This is a genomic window from Planococcus sp. APC 3906 (assembly GCF_030407685.1).
GTDB lineage: Bacteria > Bacillota > Bacilli > Bacillales_A > Planococcaceae > Planococcus > Planococcus koreensis.
Window position 1 is genome coordinate 25,330 of record NZ_JASDCW010000001.1, and the last position, 17,361, is coordinate 42,690.

General features: G+C 47.0%; 19 protein-coding genes. 12 read left to right on the forward strand and 7 right to left on the reverse strand.

Features of this window, described 5'->3' with window-relative positions:
- A complete protein-coding gene (locus QMA09_RS00095) occupies positions 1-675 on the reverse strand; it encodes a lysophospholipid acyltransferase family protein (RefSeq protein WP_290211575.1) in 675 nt (224 codons plus the stop codon).
- Entirely contained in the window at positions 672-1,424 is a 753-nt protein-coding gene (locus QMA09_RS00100) for a carotenoid biosynthesis protein (protein ID WP_290211576.1), read from the reverse strand. The genes QMA09_RS00095 and QMA09_RS00100 overlap by 4 nt, the downstream gene beginning before the upstream one ends.
- 474 nt (positions 1,425-1,898) lie before the next feature.
- Here QMA09_RS00100 and QMA09_RS00105 point away from each other — a divergent pair, with 474 nt between their 5' ends.
- The 5 genes from QMA09_RS00105 (at position 1,899) to QMA09_RS00125 (ending at position 5,462) form a co-directional block, all read left to right on the forward strand.
- Positions 1,899-2,741 (forward strand): MurR/RpiR family transcriptional regulator, encoded by an 843-nt coding sequence (locus QMA09_RS00105; protein ID WP_290211577.1) that lies wholly within the window; start codon positions 1,899-1,901, stop codon positions 2,739-2,741.
- Positions 2,742-2,822: 81 nt separating this feature from the next.
- Positions 2,823-3,659: a transporter substrate-binding domain-containing protein gene (locus QMA09_RS00110; RefSeq protein WP_290211578.1), complete on the forward strand. Its 837-nt coding sequence runs from the start codon at positions 2,823-2,825 to the stop codon at positions 3,657-3,659.
- A gap of 18 nt (positions 3,660-3,677) precedes the next feature.
- Positions 3,678-4,343, forward strand: a complete 666-nt coding sequence (locus tag QMA09_RS00115) for an amino acid ABC transporter permease (protein ID WP_290211579.1) — start codon at positions 3,678-3,680, stop codon at positions 4,341-4,343.
- 13 nt (positions 4,344-4,356) lie between these two features.
- Positions 4,357-5,079: an amino acid ABC transporter ATP-binding protein gene (locus QMA09_RS00120; protein ID WP_290211580.1), complete on the forward strand. Its 723-nt coding sequence runs from the start codon at positions 4,357-4,359 to the stop codon at positions 5,077-5,079.
- A gap of 83 nt (positions 5,080-5,162) precedes the next feature.
- A complete protein-coding gene (locus tag QMA09_RS00125; protein WP_135501467.1) occupies positions 5,163-5,462 on the forward strand; it encodes an AraC family ligand binding domain-containing protein in 300 nt (99 codons plus the stop codon).
- Between the two features lie 174 nt (positions 5,463-5,636).
- Here the strand turns inward: QMA09_RS00125 and QMA09_RS00130 are convergent, their stop codons facing one another.
- Positions 5,637-6,353 carry a DUF6904 family protein gene (locus QMA09_RS00130; RefSeq protein WP_290211581.1) on the reverse strand — a complete coding sequence of 239 codons (717 nt, stop codon included), beginning with the start codon at positions 6,351-6,353 and terminating at the stop codon, positions 5,637-5,639.
- 11 nt (positions 6,354-6,364) lie between these two features.
- Positions 6,365-7,072 (reverse strand): 23S rRNA pseudouridine(2604) synthase RluF, encoded by a 708-nt coding sequence (rluF, locus tag QMA09_RS00135; protein ID WP_290211582.1) that lies wholly within the window; start codon positions 7,070-7,072, stop codon positions 6,365-6,367.
- A gap of 236 nt (positions 7,073-7,308) precedes the next feature.
- On the opposite strand from rluF, the gene adh reads away from it, so the two are divergent.
- The 4 genes from adh (at position 7,309) to QMA09_RS00155 (ending at position 10,115) form a co-directional block, all read left to right on the forward strand.
- A complete protein-coding gene (gene adh, locus QMA09_RS00140; protein ID WP_290211726.1) occupies positions 7,309-8,829 on the forward strand; it encodes an aldehyde dehydrogenase in 1,521 nt (506 codons plus the stop codon).
- Positions 8,830-8,849: 20 nt separating this feature from the next.
- Positions 8,850-9,212, forward strand: coding sequence for a DUF779 domain-containing protein (locus QMA09_RS00145; RefSeq protein ID WP_135501461.1), 363 nt, complete (start codon positions 8,850-8,852; stop codon positions 9,210-9,212).
- Between the two features lie 125 nt (positions 9,213-9,337).
- A complete protein-coding gene (locus QMA09_RS00150) occupies positions 9,338-9,532 on the forward strand; it encodes a hypothetical protein (RefSeq protein ID WP_290211727.1) in 195 nt (64 codons plus the stop codon).
- Complete coding sequence (locus QMA09_RS00155) at positions 9,525-10,115, forward strand: Fic/DOC family protein (protein WP_290211583.1); 591 nt, start codon at positions 9,525-9,527, stop codon at positions 10,113-10,115. Before QMA09_RS00150 ends, QMA09_RS00155 begins: the two co-directional genes overlap by 8 nt.
- Before the next feature lie 71 nt (positions 10,116-10,186).
- Here QMA09_RS00155 and QMA09_RS00160 read toward each other — a convergent pair whose 3' ends face one another.
- Positions 10,187-11,008 carry an AAC(3) family N-acetyltransferase gene (locus QMA09_RS00160; protein ID WP_290211584.1) on the reverse strand — a complete coding sequence of 274 codons (822 nt, stop codon included), beginning with the start codon at positions 11,006-11,008 and terminating at the stop codon, positions 10,187-10,189.
- Between the two features lie 80 nt (positions 11,009-11,088).
- Here QMA09_RS00160 and QMA09_RS00165 point away from each other — a divergent pair, with 80 nt between their 5' ends.
- On the forward strand, positions 11,089-11,565 hold the full coding sequence (locus QMA09_RS00165) for an acyl-CoA thioesterase (RefSeq protein ID WP_290211728.1): 477 nt from the start codon (positions 11,089-11,091) through the stop codon (positions 11,563-11,565).
- 209 nt (positions 11,566-11,774) lie between these two features.
- On the opposite strand, the gene QMA09_RS00170 is transcribed toward QMA09_RS00165, so the two are convergent.
- Positions 11,775-12,794, reverse strand: coding sequence for an SEC-C metal-binding domain-containing protein (locus QMA09_RS00170; protein WP_135501453.1), 1,020 nt, complete (start codon positions 12,792-12,794; stop codon positions 11,775-11,777).
- A 107-nt stretch (positions 12,795-12,901) separates the two neighbouring features.
- Positions 12,902-13,804, reverse strand: coding sequence for an acetamidase/formamidase family protein (locus QMA09_RS00175; RefSeq protein ID WP_290211585.1), 903 nt, complete (start codon positions 13,802-13,804; stop codon positions 12,902-12,904).
- Between the two features lie 126 nt (positions 13,805-13,930).
- On the opposite strand from QMA09_RS00175, the gene lepB reads away from it, so the two are divergent.
- The gene (gene lepB / locus QMA09_RS00180) at positions 13,931-14,464 is read left to right on the forward strand and encodes a signal peptidase I (protein ID WP_290211586.1); all 534 of its coding nucleotides are present in this window, start codon (positions 13,931-13,933) and stop codon (positions 14,462-14,464) included.
- Positions 14,465-14,976: 512 nt separating this feature from the next.
- The gene (locus tag QMA09_RS00185; protein WP_290211587.1) at positions 14,977-17,316 is read left to right on the forward strand and encodes a purple acid phosphatase family protein; all 2,340 of its coding nucleotides are present in this window, start codon (positions 14,977-14,979) and stop codon (positions 17,314-17,316) included.
- Positions 17,317-17,361 lie beyond the last annotated feature (45 nt).

A 17,361-nucleotide genomic window follows, 5' to 3' on the forward strand; every position in this document is an offset into this window, starting at 1 on the left:
CTATTTCCTCCTTTTTAATAAGTCTACGAATGCGGCCGTATCTTCCGCCACTGCAAAATGCTTTAACTCATCGAGCTGCTGGGTGGAAAGCTGTTCGATTTCAACAGTCTGATTTTTTCGGCTGGTGCTGGAAAGATCAGTTAAACGGAACGCAGCTCCCTGCAACATCCACACTTCCGGCTTTTGGGCATGGCGGAACGAATAATAGAAACTGAGCGGGACTACCGGAATGTCCGGACAGCGTTCCATCAAATAGGTGATGCCGGCACTAAAGCCGAGCGGCCGCTTTTCTTGATGGAATTCATCGCCTTGCGGAAATAGCACAACTGTTTTTCCGCTATTCAGCAGCTTTTCTGCGTATTGCAGCGAAGCGAGTATATCTTTCGGTTTTGCACGATTAATGGAAAATGCGCCGAGAAAACGGAAAAAGCTGTATTGAACCAATCCTTTTTCGTCCATCATCATGTGGATGTCATGCTTCCATACAGTACGGTTCAGGAAAAAGAATAAGAGCCCATCCCACCAGGAGCTGTGGTTGGCGATGAAGATTACAGGATTTGACGGCGGCTTTAGTATGCCGCGGCCGAGAAGACCCGAAAAAGATCGACGAAGCAGCGGATTCAAATACAATTCAAATCCCTTATCGAATAAATAAATTTTTTTCGCGGGAATCATACGCGTCTCCTTCTCCATGCCAATGCTGTGAATCCGGCTGCAAGGGTGGTGGTCAGCAATGCCGCAAGCCACAAACCGCCCAATGCGCCAAGCAGCACGAACATAGCGGTAATCAATATGTATAAGAGAGCCATCCGTTTTTCAAGAATGGAAGAGCGGGTTTGGATGCCCTGCCGTTTCATCAGCCAGTCAATGAGCAAATGGAGGACGAAAGCGACGGTAAACCAACCAGTGAAATTGGTCCACGGGATGCCGTAATAAATGCCGGTATCTTGCCAAATCCAATATTCCTTCAGCAGAAAAGCGACAGGGTCGATGATCAAATCGATGATGACAGCACCTATCGCACCGACAACAGCGTATAAAAGCCCCCCGGAAGGTATTATCCAGCTTGCAAGGACGTGGGTAGTCGCCATGACCATCAGCCAGGCGAAGCCGATAGCAATCGGCACCCCAAATAGATTGGGCGCGAAGCTTTTTGTATAGTCGTACGAGCCAAAAAGGAAATCTGTACCTGCGCCAGCCCCTTCAACGATAAACGTAAACAGGAAAATGAAAATGCCCAACGAAATGCCGGCTGTTTTTCCGAACAGATGATAAAAATAAAGGAAGCCGAGTGTTCCGGCAAGCATCAGGAAAAATGCATTTGCCCATTCCAGCCACCAAGGCAATAAATCAAAACTCAATAAAACAATTCCGATGCTGTACCACACGATAAACAGCCAGAAAATCCGATCTTGCCATTTCACATTCAACCACTCCGATACTAATATTATACAATTATTATACAATACTTATGTTTTATTTCATGTCCTGGCGTTTTCCGCTCATTGCTTTCTTTTCCTAATTCGGGTCCTCTAAGAGAAATCCTTTAAAATCAATAGACTTGAAAAATTTAAGTTTACAATTTAGCCTGGCGTGGGATTTTCTCCAGAAAATAGTCGGCTGAAGTATTTCCTGCATAAAAAAAACCCATTTTTAAAATGGATTTCATAAAACCGCTTCTAAAAAGCTGTATTTCCAGTTCGCTCCATACGGCGCCTGCTTAAAAAATACATAATTAATGCATAAAAAACGCCATAAATTGAGTAAAATACGTAATTTTAGAATAAATATAAATGAAAGTCTTCCGCTAATATTCAGTAAAGTATTGCAGGGTTCCCTGCAAGGTAGTATACTTTTTATAGGTATTTGAGTAAGTTCTTGTGTTGGAGGCGGTAGGCGTGCAGGAAATACTGCGTAAAGTTTCGGGGGCATATAAAGATTTCAGCTCTGGCCAAAAAAAAGTGGGGGATTTATTTGTGCAAGAACCCATTTTCCTGGCATTTTCATCTGCTCTTGAAGTAGGGCGACGGGTGAACGTCAGCGAGTCAACGGTGATTCGCTGGACGCAGAAGCTTGGCTACAAAGGATATGCTGAATTTCAGCAGGTGATTCAGCGGAAATTAGCGGAAGAAAGGCTGGTGCAGGCAGAGCAGGAAATGCTTGAACCTGAAGCGGATCAATCTTTTTTGGAGAATTTGCTGGATGCGGATATTTTAAGCATCGTCAAACTCAAACAATCCATTGATGAAGAAAAGCTGCTTCAAGTAGTCGATATGATCAGTTCCGCAAAACACATTTACGTCACCAGCAATTTTTTCGATTTCGGGCTGGCGCATTGGTTTTCGGGCTGGCTGGACATGACGCTGGGCCACACGGAAATGATTGTTTCTTCCGAAGGGCGATATTACAGCCAGCTGGCGAAGATCGAAGAAGGCGACATTGTGATTGCATTTGCATTTCCTCGGTATACGCGGGCACTGATTGATACGCTAAGTACAGCGAAAAAGCGGAGTGCACAAGTGATTGTGCTGACAGATTCCAGTGATTCGCCTGCAGGGGAATATGCGAATATCCTACTGCCAGTCGCATTGAATTCCAATTTGAACATCGATTCCTACACGGCTGTCCACGCTTTGCTGACTTCCATCATGCGCTTCGTTTACGTAAAGGAGCATGCCAAGGTAAAAGGGAATTTGATAAAGGTCGAAGCAGTATACAAAGAGAAAGACATATTTTTATAAAAAGAACGCTCAACCTACTGGCAAGTCCCGAAACGCCCAGGCGCTTTGGTCAATCATAATAAACGAAAAGGGGAGAACAATATGAAAAAGAAATTATCATTTTTAGGTGTAATTCTATCAGCAGGGATGCTTATGGCAGCTTGTGGAGGTTCAGAAGACTCAGCCGGTTCGGGAGGATCAAGCACTGAAGGCGGAGGAAACGAGCTGGGCTTGCTGGAAGAGGGCAAGTTCACAACTGCAGCCAGCGGACTTTATAAACCGTTCAACTATGAAGAAGGCGGAAAACAAACAGGTTTTGATATTGAAATTGGTGCAGCTTTGGCAGAAGAGATGGGATTGGAACACAATCCGGTAACAAATCCGTTCGAAACCATCATCCAAGGCCTAATCGGCAAAAAGTATGATGCAGTACTAGGTTCGATGGCCATTACAGACGAACGCGCGAAAACAGTAGCGTTCTCAGATCCGTACTATTTGTCAGGCGGGAAAATCTGGGTTGCTGAAGACAACACGGAAATCAAGGAACCAGCAGACTTGGAAGGCAAGAAAATCGGGATTGTAGCACAAACGACTTACGAGCCGGCTGCAAAAGAGTTTACTGATGATATCCAGTACTACAATAGTGACGTTGTCGCTTTGCAGGAATTGGTGCCAGGACGTGTTGACGCGGTCATCACTTCTGACGTTGTCGGATTTGAAGCACAGAAAGCCGGTCTTGAAATCAAGGACATTGGCGAAAACCTGTGGATCGAAGAAGCGGCGATTGCCGTGCGTCCGGAAGACGAAGCTCTTTTAGAAGAAATCAATAGAGCGTTGGCTGCTATTGTTGAAGACGGCACTTACGCGGAAATTTCGGACAAATGGTTCGGTACTAACCTCCTCGAAGTGGATACAGAAGGAATCGAAATTCTGCGCTAAACGGAGAGGAGAATTGCCATGGAGAGCATTCGAACAATATTTGATATCTTTATAACCACTTATCCGGGATTTTTGGATGCCGTCATCATCACGCTCCAATTGACAGCCATTTCAGTTGTTCTCGGAACAATTTTGGGTATAGCCTTTGCATTGATGAAAATATCGAAATCCAAAATTTTGCAAGGCATCGCAAATATATATATTACAGTTATCCGAGGGACGCCTTTACTGGTGCAGATCATGTTCCTGTATTTCGGGATTACGCAAATCGTAGTTTTGGATAATTTCTGGGCAGGAGCGCTGGCTCTTGGAGTCCATAACGGTGCATACATCGCTGAGATTTTCCGTGGAGCGATCCAAGGGATTGACCGCGGACAGACAGAAGCGAGCCGGGCACTCGGCATGACGAACAATCAGTTGATGCGGAGAATTGTTTTCCCGCAGGCGCTGCGCCGTTCTATTCCGCCGCTTGGCAATCAGTTTATCATCACTTTGAAGGATTCTTCCCTGGTCTGGATGATCGGGGTAGCAGAGCTCTTCTCGGTGGCAAACCGGGCAGCAGCAAGTTCTTTCAAACAGTTTGAAACATTCATCGTTGTAGGTTTCTATTATTTAGTCCTGGTCATGATTTTCACATACATCGTCAGATGGTATGAAAACAGGCTGGATGTCGACAAAGTGTGAGGGGGTTAAGATCATGATTATTGGCGAAAACATCCATAAATCTTTTGGTGATTTGGAAGTGCTGAAAGGCATTGATCTGCATGTAAAGCCCCAGGAAGTGGTAGTTCTTGTGGGGGTCAGCGGATCAGGTAAAAGTACGCTTCTGCGCTGCTTCAACTTTTTAGAAGAAATGAACAGCGGGATGATTACGATTGACGGGCACACCATCGATCCAAAAAAAGATAAATTGCCGGACATCCGGGCAGAAGTCGGAATGGTTTTCCAGCATTTCAATCTGTTTCCGCATAAGACGGTTTTGGAAAATGTGATTGAAGCACCCATTATCGTAAAGAAAATGGATAAGGCAAAAGCGAAGCAATTAGGCTTAGCGCTGCTTGAGAAAGTAGGCCTCGGCGACAAGGCGGATGTTTATCCGAGCAAGTTGTCCGGCGGCCAAAAACAGCGGGTAGCGATTGCACGTGCACTTGCGATGGAACCGAAAGTGCTGCTGTTTGATGAACCGACATCAGCACTTGACCCTGAACTGGTCGGCGAAGTTCTTCAAGTAATGAAGCAACTTGCTGAAGAAGGCATGACGATGGTTGTGGTCACGCATGAAATGAAGTTTGCCAAAGAAGTAGCAGATCGTGTCATCATGCTCGACAAAGGCGTCATTATCGAATCTGCAGATCCGAAAACGTTCTTTGAGAACCCTCAGAATGAACGGACAAAACAGTTTATCCAATTGGTTGAATAAGAAAGAACGCAAACCCGAATTCCTTTAGCAGAGGAATTCGGGTTTTTGTGTCGAACTAATTGGTGTAAAAGGAGGGTACCGGCATGGAATTGATAGATACACCTTATTATCTGAACGAGACACATAAGCATATCGAAAAAGTGCTGAGTTTTAATGACACCAATGTGGTGAATATGCAGCTGCAGATCGGTCAGACCGTTGCGGAGCATGAAGTGGATGCGGACGTTCTCATCATTGTGAAAAGAGGGAAAGTGATTTTTACGGTAGAAGGCAGGGAAGTCGAAGTATCGCAGCATAATCTGCTTCATATGGCTCCAGGGGAAAGGCATAGCTTGCGGGCGGAAGAAGTCAGCGATTTCATGGTGCTTCAAATTAAGCGTTGAGAAAAGCGGGGGCGCCAGTGTGAATTCACACTGGCGCTCCCGCTTTTCATGTTGTCCAGCTGCAGTGCCCAGCCCCTCGAGTCGCTTCAGCCTGACCAGCAATGGCAAAGAGCGCCATTACCGGCCAGGCTTCCAGCGCTTGTCGGGGCTAAACGGGCACTTCCGCTTTTCTTGTCACCAATCGATTTCGTCGGGATAATCAGCTTTAAAGTAAATTTCATGTATGCCTTTTTTTGCGGGATTTGCCGCTGCCAGCACCTGCTGGCGGAATGCGGTGTAATCGTTGTCTTGCACAGCAATTTTCATCGCGACAGAAGACAGCGCACTTTCACGCTGCTGTTTTGGCATATCGATATATTTCAGATTAAGGAAATCGATGTATTGGATAGCATAGTCGCCGACAGAAGGAGCCTGGCTGAATGTCTTCATGATGATCTGGTATTCCTCTTCCGGCACTTGTCCGTGAAGGCAATCCAGCACAAGCGACTGGAAATGGGTGATGACATGTACTTCAGGCTCCCAGTCGGGGAATGCGGATTCTTCGCGGTGCAGGCGGACAAAGTCTTTTAGTGCAACCGCTGCGTATAAAATTTCAGGCCACAGCACTTCTGTGGAGAAATAAATATTTTTGTCAGGGGATATAAAGCTCTTTTGTTTTTTTGCATGTTCCGTCAAACCATTATAAACAGTTTCCACATTGCGTTCACCAAGCGCGGCTTGGCGGATTGCATGGGAAATGCCAAGAATACGGGTCCGGGAACCGTTATAATTATGGTATTTCTTTTCATCGCCGATTACATGGTAGATCGCTTTGTTCAATTCCTCAAGGTCGAAATAATCGCCGCTGATCTTAACGCCTGCGTGGTTAGGGGTGTTCTGTAATGTCAGCATGTATCTGTCTCCTATCGTTTCGGTTTGTAATCGAGTTCGTGGAACAGTTCATTGCGTTCTTCATCCGTCAGATTCCGCCATTCGCCTGTGGCTAAGCCGCCCAGATGAATGTTCATGATGCGCACCCGCTTCAAATCGCGGACTTCATAGCCGAGCGCTTGGCACATGCGGCGGATCTGGCGGTTCAGTCCTTGCCGAATCGTCAGGCGGAATGTGAATTTCGAAATCTTCTCGGCTTTGGCCGGCAATGTTTTTGTATCGAGGATTTCAACGCCTTCCGACATCTTCTTCAAGAAGGATTCGGTCACCGGCATATCCACTTTGACGATGTACTCTTTTTCGTGCTCATTCTCTGCGCGCAGAATCTCGTTGACGATGTCGCCGTCGTTCGTCAGCAGGATCAAACCTTCAGAATCTTTGTCGAGCCTTCCGACATGGAAGATGCGGGAAGGATGGTTGACGAAATCCACGATATTGCCTTCTATGTGGCGCTCGGTCGTGCTCGTGATGCCTACGGGTTTGTTGAGGGCGATGTAGACGTATTCTTCTTGCGGCTGTTCAATGACTTTGCCGTCTACCTGGACTTCGTCGTGCGGCCCGACTTTGCTGCCAAGCTCCGCCGGCTGGCCGTTGATGGTGACGCGGCCGGCTTCGATGAATTTATCGGCGCCGCGGCGCGAGGTGATGCCCGTTTCACTTAAAAACTTATTGATTCGCATACATAAAATCCCTTCATTGCTTATTTCTTTTTATGTAAATAGTATACCCTTCACGCCGAATAAACAAAACGATGTGAAATGCTGCCTATAATTTATCCATAAGACTTGCAATTATCTAATTTTTTTGACAATATAGAAGGGAAGCTGTTTCTTGTTGAGCAGCATTCTTTTTTAAGAAGAATGTAAGCGTATACAAGTCAGGGCATAAAAGAGAAAAGGGAGGAAACAGAATGGTAATGGAATATGCGATGCCGAACACACAAGGTGCAAAACACTCTTTCAAGGAAAGGTACGAAAACTATATAAATGGAGAGTGGCGCGCACCAGTAAAAGGCCAATATTTTGATAATGTTTCTCCAGTAAACGGCAAAAAATTCACAGAAGTAGCGCGTTCGACAGCTGAAGACGTGGAAGCTGCACTTGACGCTGCTCATGCAGCTAAAGAAGCGTGGGGCAAAACGTCAACTACTGTCCGCTCGAATATGTTATTGAAAATTGCAGACCGCATGGAAGAAAACCTGGAATTATTGGCAGTCTCGGAAACATGGGATAACGGAAAAGCTGTCCGTGAAACCTTGAATGCCGACATTCCTTTAGCGATTGACCATTTCCGCTATTTCGCCGGCGTTATCCGTGCGCAAGAAGGTTCGATCAGCCAAATAGACGAAGATACAGTAGCTTATCATTTCCATGAGCCGCTGGGCGTCGTGGGCCAGATCATTCCTTGGAATTTCCCGTTGCTGATGGCAGTCTGGAAACTTGCTCCAGCACTTGCAGCTGGAAACTGCGTCGTCTTGAAACCTGCTGAACAGACTCCTGCAAGCATTCTTGTCTGGGCTGAATTGGTAGGCGATCTGATTCCGCCAGGCGTCTTGAACATTGTCAACGGCTTTGGATTAGAAGCAGGCAAACCGCTTGCATCAAGCCCGCGAGTTGCAAAAGTGGCATTTACGGGTGAAACGACAACGGGCCGCATGATCATGCAATATGCATCACAAAACCTGATTCCGGTAACATTGGAGCTTGGAGGGAAATCACCGAATATCTTCTTCAAAGACATCATGGATGAAGACGATGCATTCCTGGACAAAGCAATTGAAGGTTTTGTCATGTTCGCTTTGAACCAAGGCGAAGTATGTACATGTCCTTCACGCGTTCTGATCCATGAAGATATTTATGATGAATTCATGGAGCGCGCTTTGAAACGCGTGGCTGCAATCAAAATCGGCAATCCGCTTGACCCAGAAACAATGATGGGCGCACAAGCTTCACAGGAACAAATGGAAAAAATCATGTCTTACCTGGATATCGGTAAGCAAGAAGGCGCTGAAGTATTGATTGGCGGAGACCGCAATGTGCTTGAAGGCGATTTGGCAGAAGGCTATTACATCAAGCCGACTGTCTTTAAAGGACATAACAAGATGCGCGTGTTCCAAGAAGAGATTTTCGGGCCGGTTGTTTCGGTTACGACATTCAAAACAAAAGAAGAAGCGCTTGAAATCGCTAACGATACGTTATACGGATTGGGAGCGGGCATCTGGACGCGCGACACGAATACGGCTTACCGTTTCGGACGCGGCATCCAAGCTGGGCGTGTTTGGACAAACTGCTACCACCAATACCCTGCACATGCAGCATTCGGCGGCTACAAAATGTCCGGCGTCGGCCGTGAAAACCACAAAATGATGCTTGACCATTACCAGCAGACGAAAAATATGCTTGTCAGCTATAGCGATGACAAACAAGGGTTCTTTTGATCAAGAAAGAAGGGATTAAGATGGTCCAACGTGTAATTGCAACAGAAGCGGCGCTTGAGCTGATTGAATTGCTGAAAAAGAAACACGGGCCGGTTATGTTCCACCAGTCGGGAGGCTGCTGTGACGGCAGCGCACCGATGTGTTATCCGGAAGGCGATTTGTTTTTGGGCGACCAGGACGTGCTGCTCGGCGAAATCGGCGGCAGTAAATTCTATATGCATAAAAGCCAATTCGACTACTGGAGCCATACGCAGCTGATCATTGATGTTGTGAATGGCCGCGGGGGCATGTTTTCATTGGAAGGCGTGGAAGGCAAACGCTTCTTAACGAGATCCCGGCCTTTTACAGCGGAAGAAACCAAAGAACTGCAGCAGCAGGCATAAAGAAAACCGGGTGCCTCGGCATCCGGTTTTTGTGTGCGAAAAAACCGCTGAAAACCTTATGGAATAGGGGTTGAAGCTGGAAAAAAGGGCGGAAAAATGGTATGATTGGGAGACGAAAGGTGGTCATGAAATTGACGAAATTAGTTAACCGTGTTTCCCATGAACAAGCCAACCATGCAATTTCCTATGCTTCCCATTCTCTAGTGACTGAAGGTTTTGATGTAACACACGAGGATGAGAAGTTTGTGAGGTCGGTGTTGACAGGCGAACGGACGGAAGCTCAATTCCACCGGGCCATCAAATCGAAATTCAATGTCTAAATACCAGCATAGCTCCATGTATTGCTACCCGGAGTCGGAAGTGCTGGTCAACCTTTTCAATTTGATGGATGAAGAAAAGCTGAAAGAGCTGGAAAAAGTATATACGCTGTTCCGGCTATCGGAATTGCGCATCAAACAACCAGCGGATCCTGTTGATATGGAAGCCTTTATCGACATCCATCGTTACATTCTGCAGGATGTCTATCCGTTTGCCGGCGAATTGCGAAAAGAAATGATTTCGAAAGGGTCTTCGTCTTTCGCGCATCCGAAATTCATCGATGCGGAATTGCGCAGGATCTTTGCGGAACTCAAACAGGATAACTACTTGAAAAACTTGCCGCGCAGCGAGTTTGTTCCGCGCCTTGCCCATTATTTAGCAGAACTGAATGCCCTGCACCCTTTCCGTGAAGGCAATGGACGGACTGTTCGGGAATTTGCTCGCCAGCTAGCCCTGAATGCCGGTTACCGGCTGGATTGGGAGAATATAGCCGAACCTGCTGAAATCATCAATGCGTTCGTGGATTCGTTCAATTCCAGTAATGTCCGCCTCGAAAATCTATTAGATGAAATCGTTTATACATAAAAGCCCGTCCTTGTATGAGGCTGTCTCGCCATTTTTAAATGGAGGGGCAACCCTCTCCAATGGACGGGCTTTTATGCTGGTTCTTCTTCTTTTGGCGCAGGATTGGCCTTCAGCCATTCGATGCCGAATTCGACAAGCGGGTGCATGGCAACGATCCGGACTTCAGCTTGGCCGAGTTGGCCGGTTTCAATCGGACCTGGATACGATTTGGCGATTTCTGGGAATCGTTCAGAATCCATATCGACACAGTCGAATGGCTGCCAGATCCGCTCGCCGTCTTTCATGATGGCTGCGCCTTGTGGTGATGTGGTTCGGTCTTCTTGGACAAACTCTGCGTAATGCAAAGCGGTGCACGAATCAAACCCGGTGCCAAGGAGTACGATTTTCACATCGGCTTCCATCATTTTACCGAGCGGCGAACCGGGTCCGAAAGAATTTTCAATCGGCTGCTCGCTCATCCAATGGGCGGCATTTTTTCCCCAAGCGATAAAGGAGTGGGCTGGATGTGGACTGCGGATGGTATCCGGATGGCGATGCAGGCATTCTGCGATTTTGCCCATGCCGCGCATTGGCGTCAGGTGGGGATCGTATGCTGGCAGTTCATCACGCAATGGCTGATGCCAATTTTCCGGGATGGGCGGGGCCATCCAATAAGAAGGGTCTGAGTTGTCCGCAGACTGCGCGGGCATCACTAAGGTGCCATTTGTGGTAATTGTCTCCATTAAGGCCTCAACGACCGCCTGTGGGCCTCCTGCGATCCAGCCCATTGACTTCAGCGATGAATGGACGATCAGTGCGTCGCCAGCTTTTATTCCAATTTCCCGCAATTGGTCTTTCAATGTGTGTTTGGATTGAAATTCAGGTGTGTTCAAGATTCTCAATAATTCTGTCATTGCTACTCCCCCTTATTTGTAATATATCATAGAAGGGAAGCGTAGTTAAAAACAGCAAGCAAAAGGAAGGGATGTTGAAAATGGACGCAAGGCCGATGAAAGAATCACGTACCATTCAGACGAAATTGGTATTGCCGCCGGATACGAATCACATGGATTCGATTTTCGGAGGCAAGGTGCTTGCCTATATTGATGAGATTGCTGGAATTTCCGCTATGAAACATTCCCGCAAACAAGTGGTGACGGCGTCGATTGACTCGGTTGACTTTCTGTCTTCTGCACACGTCGGGGATGTACTGGAGCTTGAAGCGAATGTAACATCTACTGGCAGAACGTCAATGGAAGTTTACGTGCGTGTGAAATCACATAATTTGCAGACTGGGGAAGAGCGGCTGACAACCGAATCGTTTTTAACGATGGTTGCAATGGGAGATGACGGCAAACCCGCGCAGGTCCCGGCAGTGATAGCCGAGTCGCCAGGGGAAAAGTTATTTTTTGAAAGTGCACCTGCCCGCCGGGAGCACCGTAAATTGCGTGTAAAAACGCCAAGGTCATAAAAAAGGTTCCGGGACTGCCCGGAACCTTTTTCTGTGGAAAACAATGAGCCGCAAAAACTTATCAACATGTTGATAAGTCGCAAGGGGTAAGAAAAAAGCCGTTTTTATCCCCATAGCACACAGAAAAGCCTGGATTAATGTGCATAAAACGAATAAAAGCCAGCAAAATTCTACAAAAAAACGCAGCCTAAGCCGCGCTTTTTTGCTGTTTAGTTTTTCGCTAAAAGTTCTTCGAAATAAGAACCGAACTCTTTTGAGCGTTTTAAGATCGTGCTTGATGAAACACCGAATTTTTCGCTGAGGTCTTTAGGCGCAAGCATTGGCCCTTTGATCAACTCATGGTCCTGCAGGAATCTCCAATAGCCGGCAACAAGTGCTTCTGGCTTTTGGACAGTCGGCTGTTGGCTCACAAGGTAGCTGTTCAGGATGCTCGTCACATTATCGACTGTTTCGGCATCGAAGTCAGCCCCTTCTACGTGCTTATTAAGCTCGTCCATGACCGATTGGTGTTCAGGGGAGAGCTCAACGCTCTCGTCCACTGAGCCCGTCGAGTATTTGACGATCATCTCAACGACCGCTAAATAATTATCGCGCAGATAAGCTGGGCCGTCCGTAGCGTTGTCAGAAGCCATTTGCGCTTTCAACTTCTCAAAGAACGGAGTGAATTCGCCGACAACCGTCAAATAGCCATTCAAGAACAATGCGCCTTCTTCGCCGATGCGTGCATCCGGCAACAAGATAGCCAATAATCCCTGATTGTCTTGCATATCTGTCGGAGGCTGGTCAGTCATTTTAAAGACTTCGCCTGTAAAAGCATCTTTAAATTGTGCAGACGTTTCGTTTCCGGCAACAAATTGGCCCAGGAACACTTTTACATCTTTCCAGTTTTCAAGAACTTCCTTCGTCGTCGGGCGTTGAGCCGCTTCGATCTGTTTTGTTAAAAAGTCTGCCCAAAGTTCAGGCTTTTGCATGAACAGGAAATTTTCGATGACAAAAGCTTGTGCATCGTTTTCCGCCATTGACTGCATCAAACGAGGCTGCCATTGCTGCTGAAGTTCACGGAACGCCGGAAGCTGTTCCTGATTCGGGTTGTCCGAGAAAAATTGCTGGCGTACTTTGAACAATTCGTCGTTTACCAAGTCATTGATGGAAACCGTTTGCTGTTTCCCGTGACATTTTTTATACTTCTTTCCGCTGCCGCAAGGGCATGGGTCATTTCTTCCTACCATTCTTATCACCTACAAGTTTTTCTTGAGTGTAACATAAAAAGCGGCGCGGCTCAAAAGTCGGACGATTCTGACGCCGCCAAGCCCCCTAAAAGGCTAAATAAAACACATTAAGCGAATAATTTGATGTCCAGCGACTCAAGCACGTAATTAGGCACGAAAAAGCGCACCGTCACGAGCGGATCGACGACTTGGCTGATTTGGGCCTGGCCGGCGGCGCTCATCAACATCGTCATGTCGCTGACGCTCAAATCCGTATGAGGAAGCAACAGGTCGATCATTTCCTCCACCGCAATTTTGACTGCCTCATCAAGTGTCATGGCGGATACAAGAAGAGCGAGGCCGTCGTCGTTTTGGAGAATCGGGTATTTTGAATGCAAACCTTTGATGACGTCAAATGTAACAGTAGCGCGTCCCGGCACTTCAATGCCGGAGACACTGACTTCGCCGTCACCCATGGCAGCATGGAAATCTCCCAATGCGAACAGTGCGCCTTCAGCAAAGACCGGGAAGTAGAGCGTTGCGCCTTTTGTGATCAATTTCGTATCCATATTGCCGCCATGCGCTCCGGGAGTGCCGCAGGAAATCGGCGGACCGTCCGGTGCCACACCGATTACGCCGATCATCGGATTCAAAGGGATGTGCAGCTGGTCATTGAAGACCGCTTTGCCATCTTTTATCGGAATGATTTTCGATTCCATTTTTTCAAAGCGATGGCCCATGACCCCTAAATCGGGACCGGTCACCATTACGCCCTGGCTGCCGATTTCAAGCTCATCGATGGTCACTTTCAGCAAATCGCCGATGGCTGCGCCTTCTATGAAAATCGGTCCGGTGGCGGGATTGATTTCATTCCAATCGATGGCTGCGACTTCCTGTTCGGCCGATTGCAGCTGGTTTTGGAAACAATCGTAGGTTTCGATGGCCACCGTATCGCCTGGCTGTACTTTCATGACCGGTTCGTTCAAATGGGAAAAGCTGTAGATGACATGATTTGTCGACAAAGTTTTCATGCATTAGTCCTCCTATTTTTAATATTTACACAATTGTAGCAATCCGGATAATGAATAGCAAAACGAATGTGCAAGCGCTTTTGGCTGTAGTAAAATAGATGTACTATGCAGAACGGAGGAGAAGCGATGGCTGAAGGCGCAGTTCGAGAACTTATTGCCTGGATGAAAATCCTTTTGTTCACCGCCTTGATCGTGCTCTTGGCTCGCCAATTTCTTTTCGAGCCTGTAGAAGTGCATGGCACATCGATGATGCCTACTTTCCAAGAAGCCGATAAAGTCCTGATCGTGAAACTCAGCGATATCGAGAACTTCGACATCATTGTTTTTAAAACACCTGGGGACAGGAATTTCATCAAGCGTGTAATCGGTATTCCGGGAGATAGAATCAGCATGTCCGATGATCGGCTGATCCTGAACGGCACACCTGTAGAAGAAGTTTACCTGGACGAAAACCGCAATCTAGCCCGCGAGCAGGGGCTGGAAAAACTGACAGAGGATTTCGGGGAATTCACGGTGCCTGGCGGGGCATATTTCGTGCTGGGCGACAATCGGCTGAACAGTGTGGATTCAAGGGAAATCGGATTCGTGCTCGACCACGCAATCATTGGAGAGGTGAAGTTGCGCCTCGAGCCTTTTAAGAATCTGGGTGCGATTGAATGAAATAAAATGATTGATAATAGAATTTCTTTTTTCAAGAAGCTTGGTATGATGCCAGGCTTTTTCTTTTGGTCCCAATGCTGATTAATTAAATGATAAAACTGACGCCGTTGTTAAAGTATCGTCACAATTATTGGAAAATTGACAAAACGGCGAACTTTTTGCATGGAATATCGTCTAATAAGTACATATTTCCTATTGATAGAGGTTTCTTTTTATCCATAAACAGTGTAGGATAGAATAAAAGTCTGAAAAGTCAATTAATAAATGTTGAATTTTGGTTTTGGAAATAAAGATACCAATATATGGATTTTATTAGAGGTTATATGTCTCTAATTCAATAAAGATTTGAGTATTTCTGCTCTCTCATATTTTAAAAATATTCTTCTTAAGTCACGAGTCTGTTAAATGCTGTTCATCCAATTTTTAACAAATGTAATGTTGCTGGAAGTGTTGGCATGAAGGCAGTTCGCTGCGGAAGGCATGAAAGAAATCAATGAATTGGAGTGAAGACAATGCGGCTGATTCCCTTGAAGTCCAAAGTTGTTGAATTTATCGGAGCGGCAGCCCTATTAAGCTTCATATGCTTGCCGGGGGCGGAAAGTGCAGCAGCAGAAGGCGAATCCAAAAATGCGCTGGCATTGGCGGAAAGCGCTGAAATCGAAGGAAGAAACGTTCAATTGTCGAAAGAGCTGTTGAATTTCTCGGGCAGCTACAAAGAGCAATATGACCGTTTCTATCTGCTGCTCGACCGGAGCGGACCGACTGTCTTTCCCGCTGCATCGCGCTACCTCGTCAGTTCGATTGCCTTCGCCCCAGGGCGCAATGAGCAAGAAATGAACTTCTCGTGGTATTCTCCGGACACCCGCAACCCTGGGGCTGTCGAGTATGCCAAAGCGGGAAGCCGTTTCGCTGCCGGCACTGAAGCGGCAGCTGTCCAAAAGAGTATGGCCCATTTGGATATCGCTTCCACCGGATACGCATCCAACGAAGCGATTATATCCGGTCTTGAGCCTTCTACTGAATATATCTACCGGGTGGGCGACGGCTACGGCAACTGGAGCGAGACATACAGCTTCCATACTCGGGAAACCGATTCCTATAATTTCCTGTTGATGGGTGATCCGCAAATCGGAGCTTCCGGAAATTTGAAAGCGGATATAGCAGGCTGGAACGAAACTTTGGAAAAGGCTTTGGACAAGTATCCGATGACGAGTTTTATTCAATCCGCTGGAGATCAAGTTGAGAGCCGCAATTCTGAAGAAGAATACGAAGCATATTTTGCACCTGATGCGCTGAAGCGCTTGCCGACAGCCACAACGATCGGCAACCACGATAATACGATTTTCTACGAATACCATTTTAATGTGCCGAATCAGAATGCAGAGCTGGGAAATTACGATAGTTCGGGCGGCAATTATTATTTCACTTATGGAGATGCGTTATTCGTCAATCTGAATTCGAACCAAACAAACGGTGAAGAACATGTCCGGTTCATGGAAGAAACGATAGAAGCAACTTCAGGCCAGGACTTTAAATGGAAATTCCTCGTTTTCCACCATTCGATTTACAGTGCTGCCGTGCATTCAACGAGCGACCATGTCCTTGGCTTGCGAGAGCAGCTCGTACCGGCAATTGACCGGCTTGAATTCGACGCTGTATTGATGGGCCATGACCATTCGTATGTCAGGTCGCATCAAATGAAAGGATTTAAGCCGCTGAAAAATCATATGATTGAAGATGGGGCGGTCATCAATCCTGAAGGGACGATTTACCTGACCGGCAACTCGGCAAGCGGCAGCAAGTTCTACCTGATGAATGAAGATCCCGAGCCTTATTCAGCCGTCAGAGAACAGCTCGAAGTGCCGACATTCATGAATGTTGCAGTGACGCCGACGAGCCTGGAATTCACCACGTACCGGACGGATACGATGGAACTGGTTGATACGTATAAAATCGTCAAAGACAGTTCCATTGAAGTCGACGTTCCGGGGCTGAGCGATGCGGTTCTGACGGCGACAGGGAGGATTTTGCCGACCGAACCGACCGATTTCTACCCGGAAGTTGTTCTAGACGTTGCCGGCACCAATACGGAAGGCGGGCAATATGACCTTTTTGGAGAAAATATCACTTACCGTACAGACCCGGAAGGCGCCGTTTCGATTTCCCCGACAGGGAATGTCAGCATAACGGAAAACGCCGAGCCTGGAGAAGTCGAAATATGGGCAGAAGTAGCGGCTGATGGCCAAAACCTGACAACCGAAACGGTCCTGCTGTCAATTGTTGAGCATGCTGAAACGGGCTTAGTGGAAGCGGAATCCGACTGGACTTATTTGGACGATGGCAGCGATCCTGGATCCGACTGGATGCAGCCTGACTTTGATGATAACGGCTGGGAATCAGGTCCTTCGCCGCTTGGTTATCCGGAAGGCGATGAACGCGAGCCCTTCGGTGAAATCCAGACCGTCATTGATTACGGAGAAGATGAATTTGATAAATACGCAACTTCCTATTTCCGGACATCGTTTGATATCGATGATGCAGAAGCAATCGGCAATTACGGCATCATTGACCTGGAAGCGGATGACGCAGCAATCATCTATCTGAATGGAGAAGAAATCGGACGCTATAATATGGCGGACGGGGAAGTTGGCTATGACGACCATTTGAACGATCTTGACAGGGAAAATATCCCGCCGGAGAATAAATCAACGCGTATCACACTGGATGAAGCTGCATTGGCTAACCTTAGGGATGGTGAAAACATCATCGCGGCGGAAGTGCGGCAGGACAACCCGCAAAGTTCTGATGTTTATTGGGATATGAAATTCTCCGTAAACTTGGAAACAGACTGAATACAAAAAGGAGAGCCGCGCAGGCTCTCCTTTTTTGTATTCTTA

Bases quoted from the DNA above. Each gene is read 5' to 3' on its own strand.
- QMA09_RS00095 (WP_290211575.1), bottom strand. From the start codon at position 675: ATGATTCCCGCGAAAAAAATTTATTTATTCGATAAGGGATTTGAATTG.
- QMA09_RS00110 (WP_290211578.1), top strand. From the start codon at position 2,823: ATGAAAAAGAAATTATCATTTTTAGGTGTAATTCTATCAGCAGGGATG.
- QMA09_RS00115 (WP_290211579.1), top strand. From the start codon at position 3,678: ATGGAGAGCATTCGAACAATATTTGATATCTTTATAACCACTTATCCG.
- QMA09_RS00120 (WP_290211580.1), top strand. From the start codon at position 4,357: ATGATTATTGGCGAAAACATCCATAAATCTTTTGGTGATTTGGAAGTG.
- QMA09_RS00125 (WP_135501467.1), top strand. From the start codon at position 5,163: ATGGAATTGATAGATACACCTTATTATCTGAACGAGACACATAAGCAT.
- QMA09_RS00130 (WP_290211581.1), bottom strand. From the start codon at position 6,353: ATGCTGACATTACAGAACACCCCTAACCACGCAGGCGTTAAGATCAGC.
- rluF (WP_290211582.1), bottom strand. From the start codon at position 7,072: ATGCGAATCAATAAGTTTTTAAGTGAAACGGGCATCACCTCGCGCCGC.
- adh (WP_290211726.1), top strand. From the start codon at position 7,309: ATGGAATATGCGATGCCGAACACACAAGGTGCAAAACACTCTTTCAAG.
- QMA09_RS00145 (WP_135501461.1), top strand. From the start codon at position 8,850: ATGGTCCAACGTGTAATTGCAACAGAAGCGGCGCTTGAGCTGATTGAA.
- QMA09_RS00150 (WP_290211727.1), top strand. From the start codon at position 9,338: ATGAAATTGACGAAATTAGTTAACCGTGTTTCCCATGAACAAGCCAAC.
- QMA09_RS00155 (WP_290211583.1), top strand. From the start codon at position 9,525: ATGTCTAAATACCAGCATAGCTCCATGTATTGCTACCCGGAGTCGGAA.
- QMA09_RS00160 (WP_290211584.1), bottom strand. From the start codon at position 11,008: ATGACAGAATTATTGAGAATCTTGAACACACCTGAATTTCAATCCAAA.
- QMA09_RS00165 (WP_290211728.1), top strand. From the start codon at position 11,089: ATGGACGCAAGGCCGATGAAAGAATCACGTACCATTCAGACGAAATTG.
- QMA09_RS00170 (WP_135501453.1), bottom strand. From the start codon at position 12,794: ATGGTAGGAAGAAATGACCCATGCCCTTGCGGCAGCGGAAAGAAGTAT.
- QMA09_RS00175 (WP_290211585.1), bottom strand. From the start codon at position 13,804: ATGAAAACTTTGTCGACAAATCATGTCATCTACAGCTTTTCCCATTTG.
- lepB (WP_290211586.1), top strand. From the start codon at position 13,931: ATGGCTGAAGGCGCAGTTCGAGAACTTATTGCCTGGATGAAAATCCTT.
- QMA09_RS00185 (WP_290211587.1), top strand. From the start codon at position 14,977: ATGCGGCTGATTCCCTTGAAGTCCAAAGTTGTTGAATTTATCGGAGCG.